At 72.7% G+C, this 18,347-nt stretch carries 17 protein-coding genes and 1 pseudogene; 7 read left to right on the top strand and 11 right to left on the bottom strand.

The genetic code is table 11. The features are described from left to right. Positions 1-333 precede the first annotated feature (333 nt). Positions 334-1,110 carry a TetR/AcrR family transcriptional regulator gene (locus OG276_RS25345; protein ID WP_266908994.1) on the bottom strand — a complete coding sequence of 259 codons (777 nt, stop codon included), beginning with the start codon at positions 1,108-1,110 and terminating at the stop codon, positions 334-336. Positions 1,111-1,167: 57 nt separating this feature from the next. Here OG276_RS25345 and OG276_RS25340 point away from each other — a divergent pair, with 57 nt between their 5' ends. Further along, complete coding sequence (locus OG276_RS25340) at positions 1,168-2,070, top strand: alpha/beta fold hydrolase (RefSeq protein WP_266908993.1); 903 nt, start codon at positions 1,168-1,170, stop codon at positions 2,068-2,070. A 76-nt stretch (positions 2,071-2,146) separates the two neighbouring features. On the opposite strand, the gene OG276_RS25335 is transcribed toward OG276_RS25340, so the two are convergent. After that, positions 2,147-2,842, bottom strand: a complete 696-nt coding sequence (locus OG276_RS25335; protein WP_266908992.1) for a TerB family tellurite resistance protein — start codon at positions 2,840-2,842, stop codon at positions 2,147-2,149. A 369-nt stretch (positions 2,843-3,211) separates the two neighbouring features. Continuing rightward, entirely contained in the window at positions 3,212-4,975 is a 1,764-nt protein-coding gene (gene leuA / locus OG276_RS25330; RefSeq protein ID WP_266908991.1) for a 2-isopropylmalate synthase, read from the bottom strand. Positions 4,976-5,351: 376 nt separating this feature from the next. Between leuA and OG276_RS25325 the strand changes: the two genes are divergently transcribed. The 4 genes from OG276_RS25325 to OG276_RS25310 all read left to right on the top strand — a co-directional run bounded on the left by OG276_RS25325 (position 5,352) and on the right by OG276_RS25310 (position 8,446). Then, positions 5,352-6,407: a M4 family metallopeptidase gene (locus tag OG276_RS25325; protein ID WP_266908990.1), complete on the top strand. Its 1,056-nt coding sequence runs from the start codon at positions 5,352-5,354 to the stop codon at positions 6,405-6,407. 66 nt (positions 6,408-6,473) lie between these two features. Continuing rightward, entirely contained in the window at positions 6,474-6,743 is a 270-nt protein-coding gene (locus OG276_RS25320) for a protealysin inhibitor emfourin (protein WP_266908989.1), read from the top strand. Between the two features lie 27 nt (positions 6,744-6,770). Then, positions 6,771-7,592, top strand: coding sequence for a GNAT family N-acetyltransferase (locus OG276_RS25315; protein ID WP_266908988.1), 822 nt, complete (start codon positions 6,771-6,773; stop codon positions 7,590-7,592). 170 nt (positions 7,593-7,762) lie between these two features. Further along, positions 7,763-8,446 carry a bifunctional 2-polyprenyl-6-hydroxyphenol methylase/3-demethylubiquinol 3-O-methyltransferase UbiG gene (locus tag OG276_RS25310; protein WP_266908987.1) on the top strand — a complete coding sequence of 228 codons (684 nt, stop codon included), beginning with the start codon at positions 7,763-7,765 and terminating at the stop codon, positions 8,444-8,446. Between the two features lie 12 nt (positions 8,447-8,458). Here OG276_RS25310 and era read toward each other — a convergent pair whose 3' ends face one another. From era to OG276_RS25290, 4 genes and pseudogenes are all read right to left on the bottom strand, one after another. Beyond that, on the bottom strand, positions 8,459-9,400 hold the full coding sequence (era, locus tag OG276_RS25305) for a GTPase Era (protein WP_243335076.1): 942 nt from the start codon (positions 9,398-9,400) through the stop codon (positions 8,459-8,461). A gap of 528 nt (positions 9,401-9,928) precedes the next feature. After that, positions 9,929-10,315 (bottom strand): annotated as a pseudogene (locus OG276_RS25300) (DUF916 domain-containing protein); the annotation flags it as partial. Between the two features lie 626 nt (positions 10,316-10,941). Then, entirely contained in the window at positions 10,942-12,366 is a 1,425-nt protein-coding gene (locus tag OG276_RS25295) for a beta-xylosidase (protein WP_266908986.1), read from the bottom strand. Positions 12,367-12,510: 144 nt separating this feature from the next. Next, a complete protein-coding gene (locus tag OG276_RS25290; RefSeq protein ID WP_266908985.1) occupies positions 12,511-13,551 on the bottom strand; it encodes a GlxA family transcriptional regulator in 1,041 nt (346 codons plus the stop codon). A 71-nt stretch (positions 13,552-13,622) separates the two neighbouring features. Here OG276_RS25290 and OG276_RS25285 point away from each other — a divergent pair, with 71 nt between their 5' ends. Continuing rightward, positions 13,623-14,963 (top strand): MFS transporter, encoded by a 1,341-nt coding sequence (locus tag OG276_RS25285; protein WP_266908984.1) that lies wholly within the window; start codon positions 13,623-13,625, stop codon positions 14,961-14,963. A 42-nt stretch (positions 14,964-15,005) separates the two neighbouring features. Beyond that, positions 15,006-15,551, top strand: coding sequence for a hypothetical protein (locus OG276_RS25280; RefSeq protein WP_266908983.1), 546 nt, complete (start codon positions 15,006-15,008; stop codon positions 15,549-15,551). A 64-nt stretch (positions 15,552-15,615) separates the two neighbouring features. Here OG276_RS25280 and OG276_RS25275 read toward each other — a convergent pair whose 3' ends face one another. The 4 genes from OG276_RS25275 to ybeY all read right to left on the bottom strand — a co-directional run bounded on the left by OG276_RS25275 (position 15,616) and on the right by ybeY (position 18,346). Next, entirely contained in the window at positions 15,616-15,972 is a 357-nt protein-coding gene (locus OG276_RS25275; RefSeq protein WP_243334727.1) for a cytidine deaminase, read from the bottom strand. Positions 15,973-16,185: 213 nt separating this feature from the next. Continuing rightward, on the bottom strand, positions 16,186-16,548 hold the full coding sequence (locus OG276_RS25270; protein ID WP_266908982.1) for an MmcQ/YjbR family DNA-binding protein: 363 nt from the start codon (positions 16,546-16,548) through the stop codon (positions 16,186-16,188). Beyond that, the gene (locus OG276_RS25265) at positions 16,545-17,852 is read right to left on the bottom strand and encodes a hemolysin family protein (protein WP_266908981.1); all 1,308 of its coding nucleotides are present in this window, start codon (positions 17,850-17,852) and stop codon (positions 16,545-16,547) included. Before OG276_RS25265 ends, OG276_RS25270 begins: the two co-directional genes overlap by 4 nt. After that, on the bottom strand, positions 17,849-18,346 hold the full coding sequence (gene ybeY / locus OG276_RS25260; protein ID WP_266877564.1) for an rRNA maturation RNase YbeY: 498 nt from the start codon (positions 18,344-18,346) through the stop codon (positions 17,849-17,851). Before ybeY ends, OG276_RS25265 begins: the two co-directional genes overlap by 4 nt. Between the last annotated feature and the right edge of the window lies 1 nt (position 18,347).

Raw genomic sequence — 18,347 nt, 5'->3', positions numbered from 1 at the left:
AGGTAACTGAGAGGAAGCGATAGGAAGCTGGTAGTCCCTGGCCGGAGTGGGTCGTTAGCCCGTTGATCCGTCAGGGTTGTCGTTGCGTCCACGTGAATCGAAGCTCCGCGGTGTTACCGGCGGCGTCTCCTCGTGTGACCGGAATTGAACGCCTGTGGGGCCGCTCACAGATATCGTCGACTTCTACAAAATGTTGACCGGGCGGCGTGCAGGATCTGGAGATTTCTCCAGTGGCGCGGACCCCCGGCGTCGACTATGTCCAACGCTTCGCGAAATCGGCGATTCCAGCTGCGCGAACGCGAAGGCCGTCCGCGGTGACGTGCGGGTTAACCCTCAGCGGGCCGTTCGGCCACGCAAAGAAGAAGGCTCCGCTCCGTCCGTCCATCTGGTGGAAACACCCCGTACGGATGGCACGCCTCCGCGGTTCACGACACGCGGAAGGATCTCTGAATCGGGGGTGCGAGGCCCGATCGTTACCTCAGATTGTGCCGTTTTCGCCCACACCGTGGACGCGGCCACGTCCGAAACCACCAGCGCGGCCGAAACGATCGCCTGCGCCGCCGTCGCGGCGGCGAGCACCGGCTCCGTCCGGCGGTGGGCGCGGCCCAGCATGAAGGCGCCTTCCAGCAGCGCGATCACCGAGCCCGCCGTGTCCTGCGCGGCCGCGATGCCGTGGCCGGCGTAGTACGCGGCCAGCGCGTCGGTCCAGGAAGTGAAGATCTCGGAGGTGGTCAGCCGCAGCCCCTCGTGGGTGCTCGCCACCTCCAGCGCGACCGTGGCGACGGGGCAGGGGTCGGCGAAGTCCAGCTCCTCCAGCGTCACGGCCGCGCCCGCGAAGGCGTCCCGCGTCGCCAGGACGGGGTCGTCGTGATGGCCGGCGCCCGGCCCGAAGAGCTCGCCGATCAGCGCCAGATAGGTCGCACCGGAGGTTCGCAGGACCTCCTCCCCCAGCTGCGCCTTGCCTCCGGGGAAGAAGTGGTAGGCGGACCCGTAGGGCGCCTGCGCCGTCGCCACGATCTGCTTCATGCCCGTGGCCGCGTACCCCTGGCGGCGGAAGAGCTCGGTGGCCGCGCCCAGAATGCGTGCTCGCGTATCGCCTGTCGTCGTCATCGGGGCTAGTCTCTCACTAGATCGGTCTATCTAGTGGATCCGACCAGGGGGAACCGCATGCTCGCCATCGCCCTCAGCTCCAGCACCATCGAGTACACCGACACCGACAGCCCGGAGACCGGCCCCGACACGGACACCGAGGCGGCGGACGGACCCGCCCGCGAGACGATCGTCCTCGTCCCCGGCCTCGGTTTCGACGCATCCGTCTGGCAGGGCGTCGTCGACGAGCTGCGCCCCGACTTCCGCGTCCTCGTCCCGGTCCTGCCCATCGGCGGCCACCGCCTCCCCATGGACCCCGGCGCCGACCTCTCCGCCCATGGGGTCGCGGGCCTCCTCGCCGAGTTCCTCGACCGCCTCGACCTGCGCGAGGTCACCCTCGTCCAGAACGACGCCGGTATCGCCCAGCTCCTCGTGGGCGTGAACGACAAGCGGATCGCACGCCTCGTCCTCGCCTCCTGCGAGGCCCTCGACAACTACCCGCCGGGCCTGCAGGGCAAGGCCCTGCACACCGCGAGCAAGATCCCCGGAGCGCTCCACCTGCTCCTGCGGTCCTTCCGCTCGCCCTTCCTCGCCGGGATGCGGACCTCCCTCGGCGGCATGGCCAAGCGGCCGATCCCGCACGATCTGGTCCTGCGCTGGTACGGCCCGCTGCTCACCGACCCGGCCATCCGCCGCGACCTGGCCGCGTTCCTGCACGCCACCCGCAAGGACACCTACGTCCGGGCCGCCGAGCGGCTGCGCTCCTTCGACCGTCCCGCCCTCGTCCTCTGGGGCGCGGAGGACCGGATGATGCCGCCGCGGACCGGCCGCCGGCTCGCGGGGCTGCTTCCGTACGGCACGTACGAGGAGGTCCCGGACGCCCGCACGCTGATCCCGTTCGACAACCCCCAGGGGCTGTGCGCGGCCCTGCGCCGCTTCATCGCGGCGCACCCCGCCCCGGTGGCGCGGGGCGCCGCCTGAGCCCCGCAGGGGCCTGCCGGGAGTCTGACGGCAGGCTCTGGCGAGGATCCCGTACGCGACCGGTCCGGGGCCGCTCCTACGGCGCCCGGACCGCCGACAGCAGCCGTGCGACCTCGTCCGAGTCGATCCGCAGCGCCGCGCCCACGGTCGCGAGCACCTCGCGCTCCGCGGGGATGTACGGGCCGTCCGCCAGCGCGACCCGCGCGCCCTGCAGCAGGATCGATTCACGGCCCGGGCCGGCCAGGTGCGGGGCCAGCGGCTCCAGGGCCTCGTGCAGCTCGATCGAGAGCGCGGCGCCGTAGCAGTCGGGGCCGTCGTAGAGCCCGAGCCGACCCTCCTCCGCGGCCAGCCCGTCGACGAGCGACTCCAGCTGCTCCTCGGTGCAGTCCTGGAACCCGGCGGACCGTACGGCGCCCACGGCGGCCTCCAGCGCGCTGCGCGAGGCCGTCCCGCCGGCGGCCAGCACGGCCAGGGTCACGGTGTGCACGGCGTCGCGCAGCAGCGTGGAGAAGCGGGTGGTGGTGAGGTGGTCCAGGACCTCGGTGCCGAACCGCTCGTGGCAGCCCTGGCACTCGACGACGGGACCCGCCTGCCCGCGGGGCAGCAGCGGCACCCCGAGGACGGTGAACCGGCGGCGCCCGGTGCGCCGGCGGTAATTGCGGTCGCCACCGCAGTCGGGACAGAAGAACTCCCCGTCCCCCACGGTGCTCCAGGTGGTGCGGATCCCCCAGACCGTCAGCTTCCGGCCGTCCCCACCCCGAACTGGCAGCACGTCGCACCTCCGTAACCTTCCGGCAACATCGCCGGGTTGGCGTGATGTTAGCCACATCGGTGAGGATGCGTCAGTCGTGTGACAAGACAACATCGCCCGGCCGCCGTACTTGGCCGATCTGCGCCCCTGCCCGCATCCGGCCCCGCACCCGGCCCCACCTGCGCGCCCGTCGCCCGCGGCCGCCCCCCGGCTTGCCCGCGCTCGGCCGCATGAACGAGAAGTCCCGTCCGGTGACCTGCGCCGCGAGCGGCATCGGCCGGGCCGCCGCGGGTGCTCGCGCCGACGGCTGCTGCCCGGCCCGCCGAAGCCCCCGGGAACGGCGGAACCCCGCCCCTCCGGAAGGAGGAGCGGGGTCCACGAACGAACGGGTCAGCGGCCCGCGCGGTTGACGGCGGAGATGACCGCCTTCAGGGAGGCGCGGGTGGTGTTCGCGTCGATGCCGATGCCCCACAGGACGCGGCCGTCGATCGCGCACTCGATGTACGAGGCGGCGACGGCGGAGGCGCCCTCGCTCATCGTGTGCTCGGTGTAGTCCAGCAGGCGGGCGTCGATGCCGATGGCGGCCAGCGCGTCGAAGAAGGCCGAGATCGGGCCGTTGCCGGTGCCGTTCAGCACGGCCTCGACGCCGTCCACGACCGCCTCGACGGTCAGCGTGTCGGTGCCGTCCTTGTCGGTGGCGGTCGAGCCGGAGCGCAGCTGGATGCGGCCCCACGGGTTTTCGGGGTTGGGCAGGTACTCGTCCTGGAAGACGTTCCAGATCGCGGTCGGGGTGACCTCGCCGCCCTCGGAGTCGGTCTTGGCCTGGATGATCCGCGAGAACTCGATCTGCATGCGGCGCGGCAGGTCCAGCTTGTGGTCGTTCTTCAGGACGTACGCGATGCCGCCCTTGCCGGACTGCGAGTTGACCCGGATGACCGCCTCGTAGGAGCGGCCGACGTCCTTCGGGTCGATGGGCAGGTACGGGACCGCCCACTCGATGTCGTCGACGGTGACGCCCTTGGCGGCCGCGTCGGCCTCCATGGCGTCGAAGCCCTTCTTGATGGCGTCCTGGTGGGAGCCGGAGAAGGCGGTGTAGACGAGGTCGCCCGCGTAGGGGTGGCGCGGGTGTACTTCCATCTGGTTGCAGTACTCGCTGGTGCGACGGATCTCGTCGATCTGCGAGAAGTCGATCTGCGGGTCGATGCCCTGGGAGAACAGGTTCATGCCCAGCGTGATCAGGTCGACGTTGCCGGTGCGCTCGCCCTGCCCGAACAGGCAGCCCTCGATGCGGTCGGCGCCGGCCATCAGGGCCAGCTCGGCGGCCGCCACGGCGGTGCCGCGGTCGTTGTGCGGGTGCACGGAGATGCAGATGTGCGCGCGGCGGGTCAGGTTGCGGGCCATCCACTCGAAGCGGTCCGCATGGGTGGAGGGCGTGGAACGCTCCACGGTGGCGGGCAGGTTCAGGATGATCTCGCGGCCCTCGGACGGCTGCCACACGTCACAGACGGCCTCGCAGACCTCCAGGGCGAAGTCCAGCTCGGTGTCCGTGAAGATCTCCGGGCTGTACTGGTAGCCGAAGACGGTGTCGGCGCCCAGCAGCTTGTCGGCGTACTCCATGACCAGGCGGGTGCCGTCGACGGCGATCTGCTTGATCTGCTCCTTGGAGCCGCGGAAGACGACCCGGCGGAAGGTGGGCGCGGTCGCGTTGTACAGGTGCACGGTGGCGCGCTTGGCGCCGACCAGCGACTCCACGGTCCGCTCGATCAGGTCCTCGCGGGCCTGGGTCAGTACGGAGATGGTCACGTCGTCCGGGATCGCGCCCTCTTCGATGATGGAGCGCACGAAGTTGAAGTCGGTGTCACCGGAGGAGGGGAAGCCGACCTCGATCTCCTTGTAGCCCATGCTCACCAGCAGGTCGAACATCTCGCGCTTGCGGGCGGGGGTCATCGGGTCGATCAGCGACTGGTTGCCGTCGCGCAGGTCCGTGGACAGCCAGCGGGGCGCCTTCGTGACGCGGGCCTCGGGCCAGGTGCGGTCGGGGATGTCCACCTGCTCGTACGAGCCGTACTTGTGGATGGGCATCCCGGAGGGCTTCTGGGTGTGGGTCGCGTTCGTGATGGGCGTGGGGCGACCGACAAAAGTGTGCTGGCTCATGGCGTAGGGCTCCTCGCGTGTCCGCGTGTAGTTCGCTGGGACGGCCGACGGACGGTCGCAAAACCGCAACACCAAACTCCGCGGGGAGGGGGTCGGCCTACGACTACAGGCCCTCGCCGCGGCAGCTAAGGAGGAGCAGCCCGAAACGCATGATGGGCCGAGCCTAACCGAGCCGCCCCGTAATGCGGGACCTGTTCCAGTATGCAAGACCCGCAGGTCCGTTTTGCACCCTTTGTGAGCTAAGCCTCTTTGTGTATTGCCTGACCGGCCCGATGTCCGGTCGATCCGTCAAAGCGCCGCGAGCCCTTTCAGGCGACCGAATGAATCATGGTTGCACCTAGTGACATCGGCGTCACCCGCTGCCACATTGCCGGGCATGGATGCCTTCTTCGCTCGCCGCCACCCCGTCTTCTGCACCGTGGTGCCGCCGCACCTCCTGGACAAGATCGCCCGGTCCGAGGACCCCGCCCGGGCCGCCGCCGCGCGGCGGACCCTCGAACTGGACGCCTCCCACCGGGTGCGGCGGCTGATGACGGTGCTCCCGCCCGCCGGGGACACCCCGTCCGAGGCCCCCGAGCGGACCATCTACGACGCCGAACACCGGACCCGGCTGCCCGGGAAGAAGGTCCGCGGCGAGGGCGAGGACGCCGGCCAGGACGCCAGCGTCAACCGTGCCTACGCCGGGCTCGGTGCCACCTTCGAGCTCTTCTTCAAGGCCTTCGGCCGCCACTCCATCGACGACGCCGGGCTGCCGCTGGACGCCACCGTCCACTACGACCGGCTCTACAACAACGCCTTCTGGGACGGCAGCCAGATGGTGTTCGGCGACGGCGACGGGGACCTCTTCCTCGACTTCACCGTGTCCGTGGACGTCATCGGGCACGAGCTGGCCCACGGGGTCACCCAGCACACCGCCGACCTGGAGTACTACGGCCAGTCCGGCGCGCTGAACGAGTCCGTGTCCGATGTCTTCGGCTCCCTCATCAAGCAGTACTCCCTCGACCAGACCGCCGAGGACGCCGACTGGCTGATCGGCGCCGGACTGCTCGGTCCCTCGGTCGACAGCGGCTCCGCCCTGCGGTCGATGAAGGCGCCCGGGACGGCGTACGAGGACGACGAGCTCGGCAAGGACCCGCAGCCGGCGACGATGGACGACTACGTCCGCACCTCCCGCGACAACGGCGGGGTGCACATCAACTCCGGCATCCCCAACCACGCCTTCTACCTCGTCGCGACCGAGCTCGGCGGCAAGGCCTGGGAGCGGGCCGGACGGATCTGGTACGACACCCTGACCGGCGGGGAGCTGGGCCCGAAGGCGGACTTCGCGCGGTTCGCCGCCCTGACGACCGCCGCGGCCGTCACCCGGTACGGCGACGGCGGCGCGGAGCACCAGGCCCTGCAGAAGGCGTGGTCGACGGTCGGCTTGGGGTAACGGGCCCGGGGTAGCGGACCCGGGGTGGCAGGCGTGGGGCGGCGGGCGCCGGGTAGAAGGGCGGTCATGCGGATTCAGGTGGTGCGGACCGGCGGCTTCGCGGGGATCGAGCGGCGGGGCGAGGTGGACACCTCGGGCCTGCCCGACGAGGACGAGTGGCAGGCGCTGGTGCAGCTGGCCCTGCGGCCCGCCCCTCCGGGCGATCCGGCGGACCGGATCCGGGACGGTTTCTCGTACCGGATCACGGTGGACGGGCGGACGGTGCTCTGCCAGGACCCGAACCTCTCGGACGCGCAGCGCACGCTGATCTCCCGCGTCCTCAAAGAAGGTGCTTGAGCAGGCCCGACTTGCTTTGATGGCCGGATGATCACACCTTCCGCCTGCCTGCCCGAGCTCGAGCGCTACTACGACACGGCGCCCCGGGCCGGCGGGGCGCGGGCCGAGGACTTCGGCCCGCTGACCCTCTTCGTCCAGGAGAGCGACGGCTGGCCGTACTACGCGCGGCCCGCGCTCGGCGCCGCCTCGGCCGGTGGCGTCGGCGTGGCCGACGTGGAGCGGGTACTGGCCCGGCAGCGGGAGCTGAAGATCCCCGAGGCCTTCGAGTGGGTGGCCGAAACCACGCCCTCCCTGCGAACCGCCGCGGAGGCGGCCGGGCTGAGCGTCCACGCGCATCCGCTGATGGTCCTCGACCCCGCGGCGGTACGGCTCCCCGCGCATCCGGACGTACGCGTCTTCGGCGCGGCCGATCCGTTGCTGCGCCCCGCGGTGACGGTGCCGATGCTGGCCTTCGCCGCTCCCGGCACGGCGGTGGGCGAGGCGGGCCCGGCGGAGCTCGCGCTCGCGGAGCGGGAGCCGGCTTCGGAGGGCCGCCGGGTCCGGGTCGCGGGGATGATCCAGTCGGGCCGCACCGCCCTGGCGGCGGCCGTACGGGACGGAGTGGTGCTCTGCTCCGGCCAGTACGTCCCGGTCGGCGACGTGGCCGAGGTGGTCGGTGTCGGCACCCTCCCCTCGGCCCGCCGCCAGGGCCTGGCCCTCGCGGTGACGGCGGCCCTGGTCACCGACGCCCTGGCCCGCGGAGCCCGCACGGTCTTCCTGTCGGCGGGCGACGAGGACGTGGCCCGCCTCTACGCCCGCCTCGGCTTCCGCTCCGTGGGCACGGCCCTGATCGCGGACCGTCCGCTGTGATCGGCCGGCTGGTGTGACCTGTCGGCTGCCGTGATCGGCGAGGGGCGTCCCGCGCAACTCCGAGCCGGTTGTTTTGCGGGAACGGCAAGGTCGCTTGGCCGGGGCCGCGGTGCGGGCGGAGCATCGAAGGCGCGGGCACCCGTACCCGTACCGACCGGAAAGAGACCGCCATGGCGCACGCGCACGACCACGCCCCCCACTCCCCCGAGACCGGCTTCGAGACCGGCTTCGAGACCGGCTTCGCGGGCGAGGAGTTCTGGGACTCCCGCTACCGCGAGAGCGAAAGGATCTGGAGCGGCGAGGCCAACGCCGTGCTGGCCCGGGAGGCCGCCCCGCTCGCTCCCGGCCGGGCCCTTGACCTCGGCTGCGGAGAGGGCGGCGACGCCGTGTGGCTCGCGCGGCAGGGCTGGTACGTCACCGGGACGGACATCTCCGGGGTCGCCCTGGAGCGGGCGGCGGCCCACGCCGCGGACGCCGGGGTCACGGAGCGCACCGCCTGGGAGCGGCACGACCTCGCGGAGTCCTTCCCGGCCGGGGCATACGACCTGGTCTCCGCGTGCTTCCTGCACACCTTCGGGGAGTTCCCGCGCGAGCGGATCCTGCGCCGGGCCGCCGCGGCCGTGGCCCCCGGCGGGATCCTGCTCGTCGTCGGCCACGCGGGCTGGGCGTCCTGGCAGGAGGACCGCCCGGAGGTGGACTTCCCGACCCCGGACCAGGTGCTGGCCCAGCTGGAACTGGAGGCCGGCGCCTGGGAGGTCCTGCTGGCGGAGGAACACGTACGGGTCCAGAACCAGCCTGACGGCCGGCCCGGGACCCGTACGGACAACGCGTTGAAGGTGCGGCGGCTCCCGTAGGAGCCAAACCCCCTAGAAGCCCAGCTTGCGGAGCTGCTTGGGGTCGCGCTGCCAGTCCTTGGCGACCTTCACGTGCAGGTCGAGGAAGACCGGGGTGCCGAGCAGCGCCTCGATGTGCTTGCGCGACTTCATCCCGACCTCCTTCAGGCGGGCGCCCTTCGGGCCGATGATGATGCCCTTCTGGCTCGGCCGCTCGATGTAGAGGTTGGCGTGGATGTCCAGCAGGGGACGGTCCGCCGGGCGGTTCTCCCGGGGGATCATCTCCTCGACGACCACGGCGATGGAGTGCGGGAGCTCGTCCCGTACGCCTTCCAGCGCGGCCTCGCGGATCAGCTCCGCGACCATGACCATCTCGGGCTCGTCGGTGAGGTCGCCCTCCGGGTACAGCGGCGGGCTCTTCGGCAGCATCGGCGCGATCAGGTCCGCCAGCAGCTGGACCTGGGTGTCGCCGACCGCCGAGACCGGGACGATCTCGGCCCACTCGAAGCCCAGCTCCTCGGCGAGCTGGTGCACGGCGATGAGCTGCTCGCCCACCACCTTCGACTCGACGAGGTCGGTCTTGGTGATGATGGCGATCTTGGGGGTCTTCTTGATCCCCGCGAGCTCCTTGACGATGAACTTGTCACCGGGGCCGAGCTTCTGGTCCGCGGGCAGGCAGAAGCCGATCACGTCGACCTCGGACCAGGTCGCGCGCACGACGTCGTTGAGGCGCTCGCCGAGCAGGGTGCGCGGCTTGTGGAGGCCGGGCGTGTCGACGAGGACGAGCTGGGCGTCGGGGCGGTGCACGATGCCGCGGACCGTGTGGCGGGTGGTCTGCGGCCGGTTGGAGGTGATCGCGACCTTGGTACCCACGAGCGCGTTGGTCAGGGTCGACTTCCCCGCGTTGGGACGGCCGACGAAGCATGCGAAGCCCGCACGGTGCGGGCTGGTGGTCTCGGGGGAACGATCGCTCATACGGGCCATTCTCCCCGATGCGGCTCCCAGCGCCGACCAGGCAGCCGCCACGAGGGCGAGAGCGGCCGCCAGCAGCCCGTTCAGGGAGGGGTGCGCGGCATGTCCGGCGGTGGCCCGGGCGGCCGCCCCGTCGGCCCGCGCCACGACCGTGACCTCGGCCCATTCCAGCGCGGGCGGGTCCGCCCAGGGTGCGGTGAGCCGGACCCGCTGCCCGGGCAGTAGTTCTGCGGGCAGGCCGGCGAGGGGGCGGGAAAGGAGGCTCCGGCCGAGGGCGCCGGAGACGGTCAGGGTGGCTCGGGGGCGCAGGGTGACGTTACCGAGGTTGTGGAGCGTGTACGAGATCTCCGCGCCGGCGGTGCCGCGGGCCGTGCCGGCGGTGCGGTCGGTGCGGAGGTCCTCGACGGCCAGCGCGGGCGCGGTGGGGCCGGTGACCCGGAGGTAGAGGCGGGCGGCGACTGCCTGCTGCACGCCTATCCCCGGCATCGCGGTACCGGCCGGCCGGTCCTCCAGGGCGACGACGGCTCCGGGGTGGTCCCCGGGCTCGGCCCGGTCGGGGACGGTGAGGGTGAAGCCGACGTCGACCGACGCCTTCGCCGGGACGGTGATCCGCTCCCGCGCCGGCACCGTCCAGGCGCCCGTGGCGGTGCGCGGCTCCTCGGGCCCGCGCAGGGCGAAGCCGCCGTCGCGGGCGGTGTTGTAGGCGTCGGCGGCGTAGAGGCGGAAGGTGCGGGGCCGGTCGGTGCGGTTGGCGATGGTGACGGAGTCGGTGACGGTCTGGCCGGGGGCCGCGGCGAGGTAGAAGTACGGGCGCTGCCCGAGCTTGTTGGCGGCGGGCAGGACGGACCACTGCCCGTTGTCGGCGGCGGCCGCGGGTCCGGCTCCGCCGAGCAGAAGAATCCCGAGCCCCAGGATCACGGCGGCGGCCGCGAACGCGGCGAGGAGCCGCCGTGCCCGCGGTGGCGGTGGTGGTGGCTGCGGCTGGGCCCGGGCTTGGGCCTGGGCGGCCCGGGCCGGTGCCGGTGCCGGTGCCGGTGCAACGGTCGGCCGGTGTCGGGCAGCGGTGGACCGCTCCGGAGAGGCTCTCCCCGCCCCGCCCTTCCCCCGTTCCCCGGGGCTCCGCCCCGGACCCGTTGCCGGGTGCGGCGCCGTTCCCGGGGGCCGGCCCCCGGACCCCCGCTCCTCAAACGCCGGAGGGGCTGGAATTTCCAACCCGGCGGCGTTCACGTACGGGCTGACACCGGCCGAATCCAGCCCCGCCGGCGTTTGAGGCGCGGGGTCTGGGGCGGAGCCCCAGGGGGTTCGGGGTCCGGGCAGCGCCCGGGGAACGGGCGAAGGGCGGGTACGGGACTTCGCCCCGCGCAGCGGCAAAGGTCGCTGTGGGGACTCCGCCCCGCGCAGCGGCAAAGGCCGCTGTGGGGACTCCGCCCCGCGCAGCGGCAAAGGTCGCTGCGGGGACTCCGCCGCCCCGCCCAGTGGCGAGGGTCGCTGCGGGGGCTCCGCCCCGCGCGGCGGCACCGCGGCGGCTGCGGGGCCGGGCCGGGTCACGACAGCGTCAGGGTCAGCACCGCGGTGTAGGCGCCCGGCGGGGTGTACGGGGGCACCTGCAGGGTGACGGCCGCGTCGACGGTGAAGGTGCCGCCGACGAGCGCGGCGTCACCGGTCGAGGCCAGGACCGCCCCGTCCGGCCCGACGGTGCCCGCACTGCCCGGCGTACACGCGCTGGGACTGCCGGGCGCGGCCGCGCACGCCGGGGTCCAGCTCAGGGAGGCGCCCGGGATGCGGACCCCGCCGGAGCCGGTGAAATCGGTGACCTTGCCGATCAGGGACCATCCGGCCGGCCCGCCGCGGGCGTCCTTGACGGTGACCGTGCCGATCCGTCCGGCCGCCGCTCCGCCGTCCCCGTACGGGACCGCGGCCAGCGTCACGGCGTCGCCCTCCTGCGTCATCCCGAGCTCGCCCGGCTCCACGACCGCCGTCACCGTCTGGCTGCCCGGCGGCAGCGGGGCGGCGACGATCACCGTGTACGCGGCCGGGCCCGAGCCCGACTCCGGAGTCCAGGCGGCGCCCTCGTACGCCACGACCGCCGTGGTCGCCCGGTCCGTGACCGGCAGCTCCGCGAGGACCACGCCGAGTTCGTCGGCCTTCGCGGCGACCCGGTCGGCGGTCTCCGCCGTACCCGCCCGGCCGGTCACGGTGACCTCCGCGCCGGGGACGAAACCGGCTCCGGTGACCTTGACCTTCGCGCCCGGCGCTCCCGCCGCCGTACCGAGCGCGACGGCGCGCAGGTTGGCCGTCGGCAGCGGACTCGCGGTGATCCGCTGCGCGACCGGCGGCCCGGCGGGCACCGGCAACCCGGACGGAGACGAGGACGGGGACACCGGCGAAGCGGACACCGGCGACGGCGCCGCGGACGCAGACGCGGACGCGGAAGCCGACGCGGTCGGTGCCGGTCCCGCCCCCGGCGGCTCGCTCCCGAAGGCGCCCGCGCAGACGGTGTCCAGTTCCAGCAGGTGCCCGGTGTGCAGGGTGTAGCCGCCCGGGGCCAGGGTGATCTCGCCGGGGGCGGTGACGGTGAAGGTGCCGGTCATGGTGACGGCGGGCAGCGCCCCGCCCGCCTCGACGGGATCGTTGCGCTTGGCCCCGACGACCGTGACCTCGCCCTGCTGCACGCCCCCGAGCACGATCCGCCCGGTCGGGGTGAGGACGTCGGCGGGCAGGCCGACGGAGAGCGGGTTCACGGCGGGGGTCCGGGTGACCTGGTAGGTGACCGTGACGGTGTCGCCCACGCGCGGCGTGGTGTCGTCGACGGTGATCCGGGCGGTGGTGGGCCCGTCGGCCGGCGGCAGTCCCGCCTCCTGCGGCGGCAGGCAGTGCGTGGGGAACTCGACCTGACCGGCAGGGGTCTCCCCCTCCGCGGCGGCGGGCGCGCTCAGCGCTCCCCCGGTCGCGGCGGCCAGCACCGCCATGCCGACGGCCGCCGACCACCCTCTGTGCCGCGCCGTCGTCCGCGCCGTTGCCCGCGCCGGTGTTCGCGCCGAAGTCCGCACTGACCGCCCCCTGGGATCCCGTACCCCGCCAGGGGGCCATTCACGAGCGGGCGGGGGGATAAGTCAATGCACGGACCCGGCAGCAACTGATGTCCCATCAGGAGATGGCAGTGTGGCGCCCGGTGCCGCCTGCCGGAAGGTCCGCCGGTAGGACGTCGGGCTCACGCCGAGGGCCGCCTGGACGTGTTTGCGCAGGGACTGCGCGCTCCCGAAGCCCGCCTCCCGGGCCACGTGTTCCATCGGCAGGTCGGTCTGCTCCAGCAGTGCCCGGGCCCGCTCCACCCGCTGCCCCAGGATCCATTCGCCCGGACTGAGCCCCGACTCCTCGCGGAACCTGCGCGTGAAGGTCCGTACCGACATCGCCTCCTGCCGGGCCAGGTCGGTCAGCCGCAGTGGTTCGTGCAGCCGGTCCAGTACCCAGGCGCGGGCCGCGGCGGTGCTCGCCTGCTGCGGCTCGGGCACCGGGCGGTCGATGAACTGCGCCTGCCCGCCGTCGCGGTGCGGCGGTACGACGGTGTACCGGGCGGTGTGGTTCGCGACGGCCGAGCCGTGGTCGCGGCGCACGATGTGCAGGCACAGGTCGATCCCGGCGGCGACTCCGGCGGAGGTGAGCACGTCCCCGTCGTCGGTGTAGAGCACGCCCGGGTCGACCAGGACGGCCGGGAAGGTCTGCTGGAAGTGCCCGGCGGAGGACCAGTGGGTGGTGGCCCGGCGGCCGTCCAGATACCCGGCGGCGGCCAGGACGTAGCCGCCGGTGCAGATGGAGACGAGCCGGGTGCCGGGCCTGATGTGCGCGAGCGCGGCGGCCAGTTCGGGGGTGAGCCGGCCCTCGTCGTGGACCGGGCCCAGCTCGTAGGAGGCGGGGACCACCACCGTGTCGGCGGTGGCCAGCAGTTCGGGACCGTGCTCGACGTGGACGTCGAAGTCGGCGTCCGTGGGGACCCGGCCGGGGGCGAGCCCGCAGGTGAGGACCTCGTACAGCGGCCGCCCGGCGGGATCCTTCGCCCGCCCGAAGATCCGGTGCGGGATGCCGAGCTCGAAGGGCAGCAGACCGGCGAGGGCGAGTACGACCACACGGTGGACACGGTGCGCGCGAGGCTCCATGGCCCGATCATATCGAAGGGTGTCGGTCAGGCCACTGTCGTACGAGACCCCGGCGGCCGGAAACTATCGGCGTGACGCAGACAGACCCGGGCCCCGGCCCGTCCCCCGCGCCGACACCCGCCTCCGGCCCGGCGGCCGGACCCGACTCCACGGCCGTCGCGCCGCACCCCGCACACCGCGTCCACCGCGCCTGGTTCGTCGCGGCCGTCGCCTTCGTGACGATCATCGGCGCCGCCGCCTTCGCCTCCCTCCCCGGTCTGCTCATCGAGCCGCTGCACGAGGAGTTCGACTGGTCCCGCGGCACGATCGGCCTCGCCGTCTCCGTGAACCTCGCGCTGTACGGGCTCACCGCGCCGTTCGCCGCCGCCCTGATGGACCGCTTCGGCATCCGCAAGGTGGTCGCGGTCGCCCTGACCGTCATAGCCGGCGGCTCGGTGGCCACGGTCTGGATGACCACCTCCTGGCAGCTGATCCTGTACTGGGGCGTCCTGGTCGGCCTGGGCAGCGGCTCGATGGCGCTGGCCTTCGCGGCGACGGTGACCAACCGCTGGTTCACCGCCCGGCGCGGCCTGGTCACCGGCATCCTGACCGCCGCCGGGGCCTCCGGCCAGCTGATCTTCCTGCCGCTGCTGGCCTGGCTGGTGGAGAACCACGGCTGGCGCCCGGCGTCGGTGACCGTCTCGCTGGCGGCCCTGACCGTCGTGCCCTTCGTCTGGCTGCTGCTGCGCGACCACCCGGCGGACATCGGGACCACCCCGTACGGGGGCACCTACACGGCCAAGCCCGCGCCCGTCCCCGGCGCCGCCCGCCGGGCCGTGGGCGTCCTGGTCAAGGCGGCCCGGACCGGACCGTTCTGGCTGCTGGCGGGCACCTTCGCGATCTGCGGGGCCTCGACGAACGGGCTGGTGAGGACCCACTTCGTCCCGTCGGCCCACGACCACGGCATGCCGGTGACGGCGGCGGCCGGACTGCTCGCCGTGATCGGCGTGCTCGACGTGATCGGCACGGTCTTCTCCGGCTGGCTGACGGACCGCTTCGAATCGCGCCGCCTCCTCGCCGTCTACTACGCCCTGCGCGGGATCTCGCTCCTGTTCCTCCCGATCCTGCTGGCCCCGACCGTGCACCCGCCGATGGTGTTCTTCATCGTCTTCTACGGCCTGGACTGGGTCGCGACGGTCCCGCCGACGATCGCCCTGTGCCGCGAGCACTACGGGGACGACGGAGCCATCGTCTTCGGCTGGGTCCTGGCCTCGCACCAGATCGGCGCGGCGGTGGTGGCCTTCCTCGGCGGCCTGGCCCGCGACGCCTTCGGCTCGTACGACCCCGTCTGGTACGCCTCGGGCGCCCTGTGCGCGATGGCCGCCCTGATGGCGATGGTCATCCGCCGCCGCGCCGTTCCCGCCGGGTCGTAAACGGGTGTCCGGAGGGTGCGCCCCGCTGCGACACTGCCGGTCATGAGCGCACCCGAACTCTCCGAGCTCGACCACCTCCGTGAAATCGAGCGACTCGCGCACCGGGTCGTCGCGGAGTCCTCGGGCACCGAGTTCCCGGAGCCGTTCCGGCGCGAGCTGGACGCCCTCTCCCGGACCCTGCGCAGTCACCATTTCGAGGGCGACGGCTGCACCGAGGAGGACCGGCCCCGAATCCGTCTCGTCGGGGCCTGCCTGCTCCGGCCTGGGCTCGTACCGGCCGGGACCGACGAGAGCTACGAGGAGATGTGCGCGCGGCTCGCCGTGGAACCCCGCCCGGAGGGCTGGGCCCTGTGGCACACCTGGGCGGACGGCTCGGAGCTCCGGGTCACCATGGTGGTCACCGCGGTCGGGACGACGGAGGGGCTCTTCGAGAACTGGGCCCGCGGCCGGAGCTTCGACCCCGTGACCCCGCTGCCGTCCCAGGTCGTCCGGGTGCTCCAGGGCTGGATCGGCCCGGTCACCTTCTCACCGCGCGGCGTCGGGCACACGGGCCTCGGCGGCCGGCCGGTGCAGGACCGGCCGGTGTAGGACCGGCCGGTGTAGGACCGGCCGGAGCAGGACCGGCCGGAGCCGAAGCCCGCCGCCCGACGGATCAGGCCCCAGCCGGAGTCGTCGACTTCAGGGTGCCGTCCGGGCCCGCCAGGAGGACCGGGGTGTCCGGGCCGCCGAGGTCGCGGACCGCCGCGCGGTCGGCGTCGGAGGGGGCCTCGGCGGCGCTGACGACGGCCGCCGCCTCCAGGGACTGGGCGCCGCTGGCCACGGCCATCGCGACGGCCGTCTGGAGCGCGCTCAGCTTGAGGGAGTCCAGCGCCACGGTCCCGGCGACGTACGTACGGCCGGTCTCGTCCCGGACCGCCGCCCCCTCGGGCACGCCGTTGCGGGCCCGGGCGCTGCGCGCCAACGTGATGATCTTGGTGTCTTCGGGGTCGATCCCGGTGCTGTCGGTCATAGCCCGAAGCATATGGAGCGCGTCGGCGGGGCCGCACGACGACCCCGCCGACGCGCTCTCCCCTCCACCCCCGGTGTCCCCCCGGGATCTTGGTGGCGCAGGGATAAAACTAAGCGCTGGGTAAGCGGATCCACGGCCCCGAAGGTCCCGTGATCCATGACCTTGGGCCCCTCCCCGATTCCACTCCGGGGAACACCTGGGGGGGTACACCCCCTACGGCCGGTCGAGCCGCAGCCGCTCCGCCCTCGGCAGACCGGCGACCACCAGGTCGTACGAGTCCTCGACCAGCTCCCGGACCAGCGCGTCGGCAAGCGCCCCCGGCCCGCCCGCGGTCACCGTGTTCCAGTGCCGCTTGTTCATGTGCCAGCCCGGTACGACCGCCTCGTGCTCCGCCCGCAGCCGCACCGCCTGCTCCGGGTCGCACTTGAGGTTGACCTTCAGCGGGTCGGCGTCCAGCGCGCTCAGCGCGAACACCTTCCCCAGCACCTTGAACACCGAGGTCTCCGGGGTGAAGGGGAACTCCTCCACCGCCGCGTTGAACCCGAGACAGAACGCGCGCAGCTCCGCCGGCGTCACTCCGTCTCCCCTTCCTGGCCCTCCACCGGAACCACCGGCTCCACCAGCACGGTCACGATCTTGTTCCGCCGCCCCGCCGGGGACTCCGCCGTCAGCCGCAGCGGCCGTCCGTCGGGCAGGTCCACCACCGCCGAGGCACCGGCGATCGGTACCCGGCCCAGCGCCTTGGCGAGCAGTCCGCCGACCGTCTCCACGTCCTCGTCGTCGAAGGAGTCCACCTTGAACAGTTCGCCGAGGTCGGTGATGTCCAGTCGCGCGGTGACCCGGTAGCGGTCCCCGCCCAGGTCCTCCACCGGCGGGATCTCCCGGTCGTACTCGTCGGTGATCTCGCCGACGATCTCCTCCAGGATGTCCTCGATGGTGACGATGCCGGCGGTGCCGCCGTACTCGTCGATGACCACCGCCACGTGGTTGCGCACCGACTGCATCTCGCGCAGCAGGTCGCCCGCGTTCTTCGTGTCCGGCACGAACACCGCGGGCCTTATCGCCGTGGAGACCAGGTCGCTCTCCGCGTCCCGGCTGATGTGCGTCTTGCGGACCAGGTCCTTCAGGTACACGATGCCGACGATGTCGTCCTCGTTCTCCCCGGTCACCGGGATCCGCGAGAAACCGGACCGCAGCGCGAGCGTGGTCGCCTGACGGACCGTCTTGTACCGCTCGATGCAGACCAGGTCGGTGCGCGGCACCATGACCTCGCGCACGAGCGTGTCGCCCAGTTCGAAGACCTGGTGCACCATGCGGCGCTCGTCGTCCTCGATCAGCGATTCCTTCTCCGCGAGGTCGACCATCGCGCGCAGCTCCGCCTCGGAGGCGAAGGGCCCCTTGCGGAAGCCCTTCCCGGGGGTGAGCGCGTTGCCGAGGAGGATCAGCAGTTGCGGGATGGGCCCCATGATCCGGGCGAGCGGTACGAGGACGTAGGACGCCGCCGTCGCCGTGTTCAGCGGGTGCTGCCGGCCGATGGTGCGCGGGGACACGCCGACCGCCACGTAGGACACGAGCACCATCACGGCGATGGCCACGAGCAGCGCGGTCCAGTTCTCCCCGAACTCGTCGAGGCAGACGTACGTGACGAACACGCCCGCCGCCATCTCGCAGGTGACCCGGACCAGCAGCGCGACATTGACGTAGCGGGTGGGGTCGCCGGCGACCTGGGCCAGCTTGGCGCTGCCGCGCCGGCCCTCCCGTACGGCCTGTTCGGCGCGGAAGGCGGAGATCCGGGCGATCCCGGACTCGGCGCACGCGGCGAACCAGGCCACCACGACCAGCAGGACGGCCCCGGTGATCAGCTGGAGATCACCGGTCATGAGACGGTCGGCGCCGGGGACGGGCCCGTCACGCCGTTCTCGCCGCGCCAGCCGTCGACGATCGCCGCCTGGAGGCCGAACATCTCGGCCTTCTCGTCCGGCTCCTCGTGGTCGTACCCGAGCAGGTGCAGCACCCCGTGGACGGTCAGGAGCTGGAGCTCCTCGTCCATGGAGTGCTGCGTCGGCGCGTCCTCGCCCTGCTTCTTGGCGACTTCGGGGCAGAGCACGATGTCACCGAGGAGACCCTGCGGGGGCTCCTCCTCGTCCTTCTTCGGCGGACGCAGCTCGTCCATCGGGAAGGACATGACGTCGGTGGGTCCGGGCAGGTCCATCCACTGGATGTGGAGCTGCTCCATCGCGTCCTCGTCGACGACGATGACGGAGAGCTCCGAGAGCGGGTGGATCCGCATCCGGGCGAGTGCGTAGCGGGCGATGTCGAGGATCGCCCGCTCGTCGACCTCGGTTCCGGACTCGTTGTTGACGTCGATCGACATG

The organism is Streptomyces sp. NBC_00086 (assembly GCF_026343255.1).
In the GTDB taxonomy this organism is placed as follows: Bacteria; Actinomycetota; Actinomycetes; order Streptomycetales; family Streptomycetaceae; genus Streptomyces.
This window is presented reverse-complemented; position numbering and strand designations above follow the sequence as displayed.

Coding starts and splice junctions, on each gene's coding strand:
- OG276_RS25320 (WP_266908989.1), top strand. CDS start 6,474: ATGCGGATTCAGGTGGTGCGGACCGGCGGCTTCGCGGGGATCGAGCGG.
- OG276_RS25315 (WP_266908988.1), top strand. CDS start 6,771: ATGATCACACCTTCCGCCTGCCTGCCCGAGCTCGAGCGCTACTACGAC.
- OG276_RS25340 (WP_266908993.1), top strand. CDS start 1,168: ATGCTCGCCATCGCCCTCAGCTCCAGCACCATCGAGTACACCGACACC.
- OG276_RS25345 (WP_266908994.1), bottom strand. CDS start 1,110: ATGACGACGACAGGCGATACGCGAGCACGCATTCTGGGCGCGGCCACC.
- OG276_RS25265 (WP_266908981.1), bottom strand. CDS start 17,852: ATGACCGGTGATCTCCAGCTGATCACCGGGGCCGTCCTGCTGGTCGTG.
- leuA (WP_266908991.1), bottom strand. CDS start 4,975: ATGAGCCAGCACACTTTTGTCGGTCGCCCCACGCCCATCACGAACGCG.
- OG276_RS25310 (WP_266908987.1), top strand. CDS start 7,763: ATGGCGCACGCGCACGACCACGCCCCCCACTCCCCCGAGACCGGCTTC.
- OG276_RS25290 (WP_266908985.1), bottom strand. CDS start 13,551: ATGGAGCCTCGCGCGCACCGTGTCCACCGTGTGGTCGTACTCGCCCTC.
- OG276_RS25275 (WP_243334727.1), bottom strand. CDS start 15,972: ATGACCGACAGCACCGGGATCGACCCCGAAGACACCAAGATCATCACG.
- OG276_RS25280 (WP_266908983.1), top strand. CDS start 15,006: ATGAGCGCACCCGAACTCTCCGAGCTCGACCACCTCCGTGAAATCGAG.
- ybeY (WP_266877564.1), bottom strand. CDS start 18,346: ATGTCGATCGACGTCAACAACGAGTCCGGAACCGAGGTCGACGAGCGG.
- OG276_RS25295 (WP_266908986.1), bottom strand. CDS start 12,366: ATGGCGGTGCTGGCCGCCGCGACCGGGGGAGCGCTGAGCGCGCCCGCC.
- era (WP_243335076.1), bottom strand. CDS start 9,400: ATGAGCGATCGTTCCCCCGAGACCACCAGCCCGCACCGTGCGGGCTTC.
- OG276_RS25325 (WP_266908990.1), top strand. CDS start 5,352: ATGGATGCCTTCTTCGCTCGCCGCCACCCCGTCTTCTGCACCGTGGTG.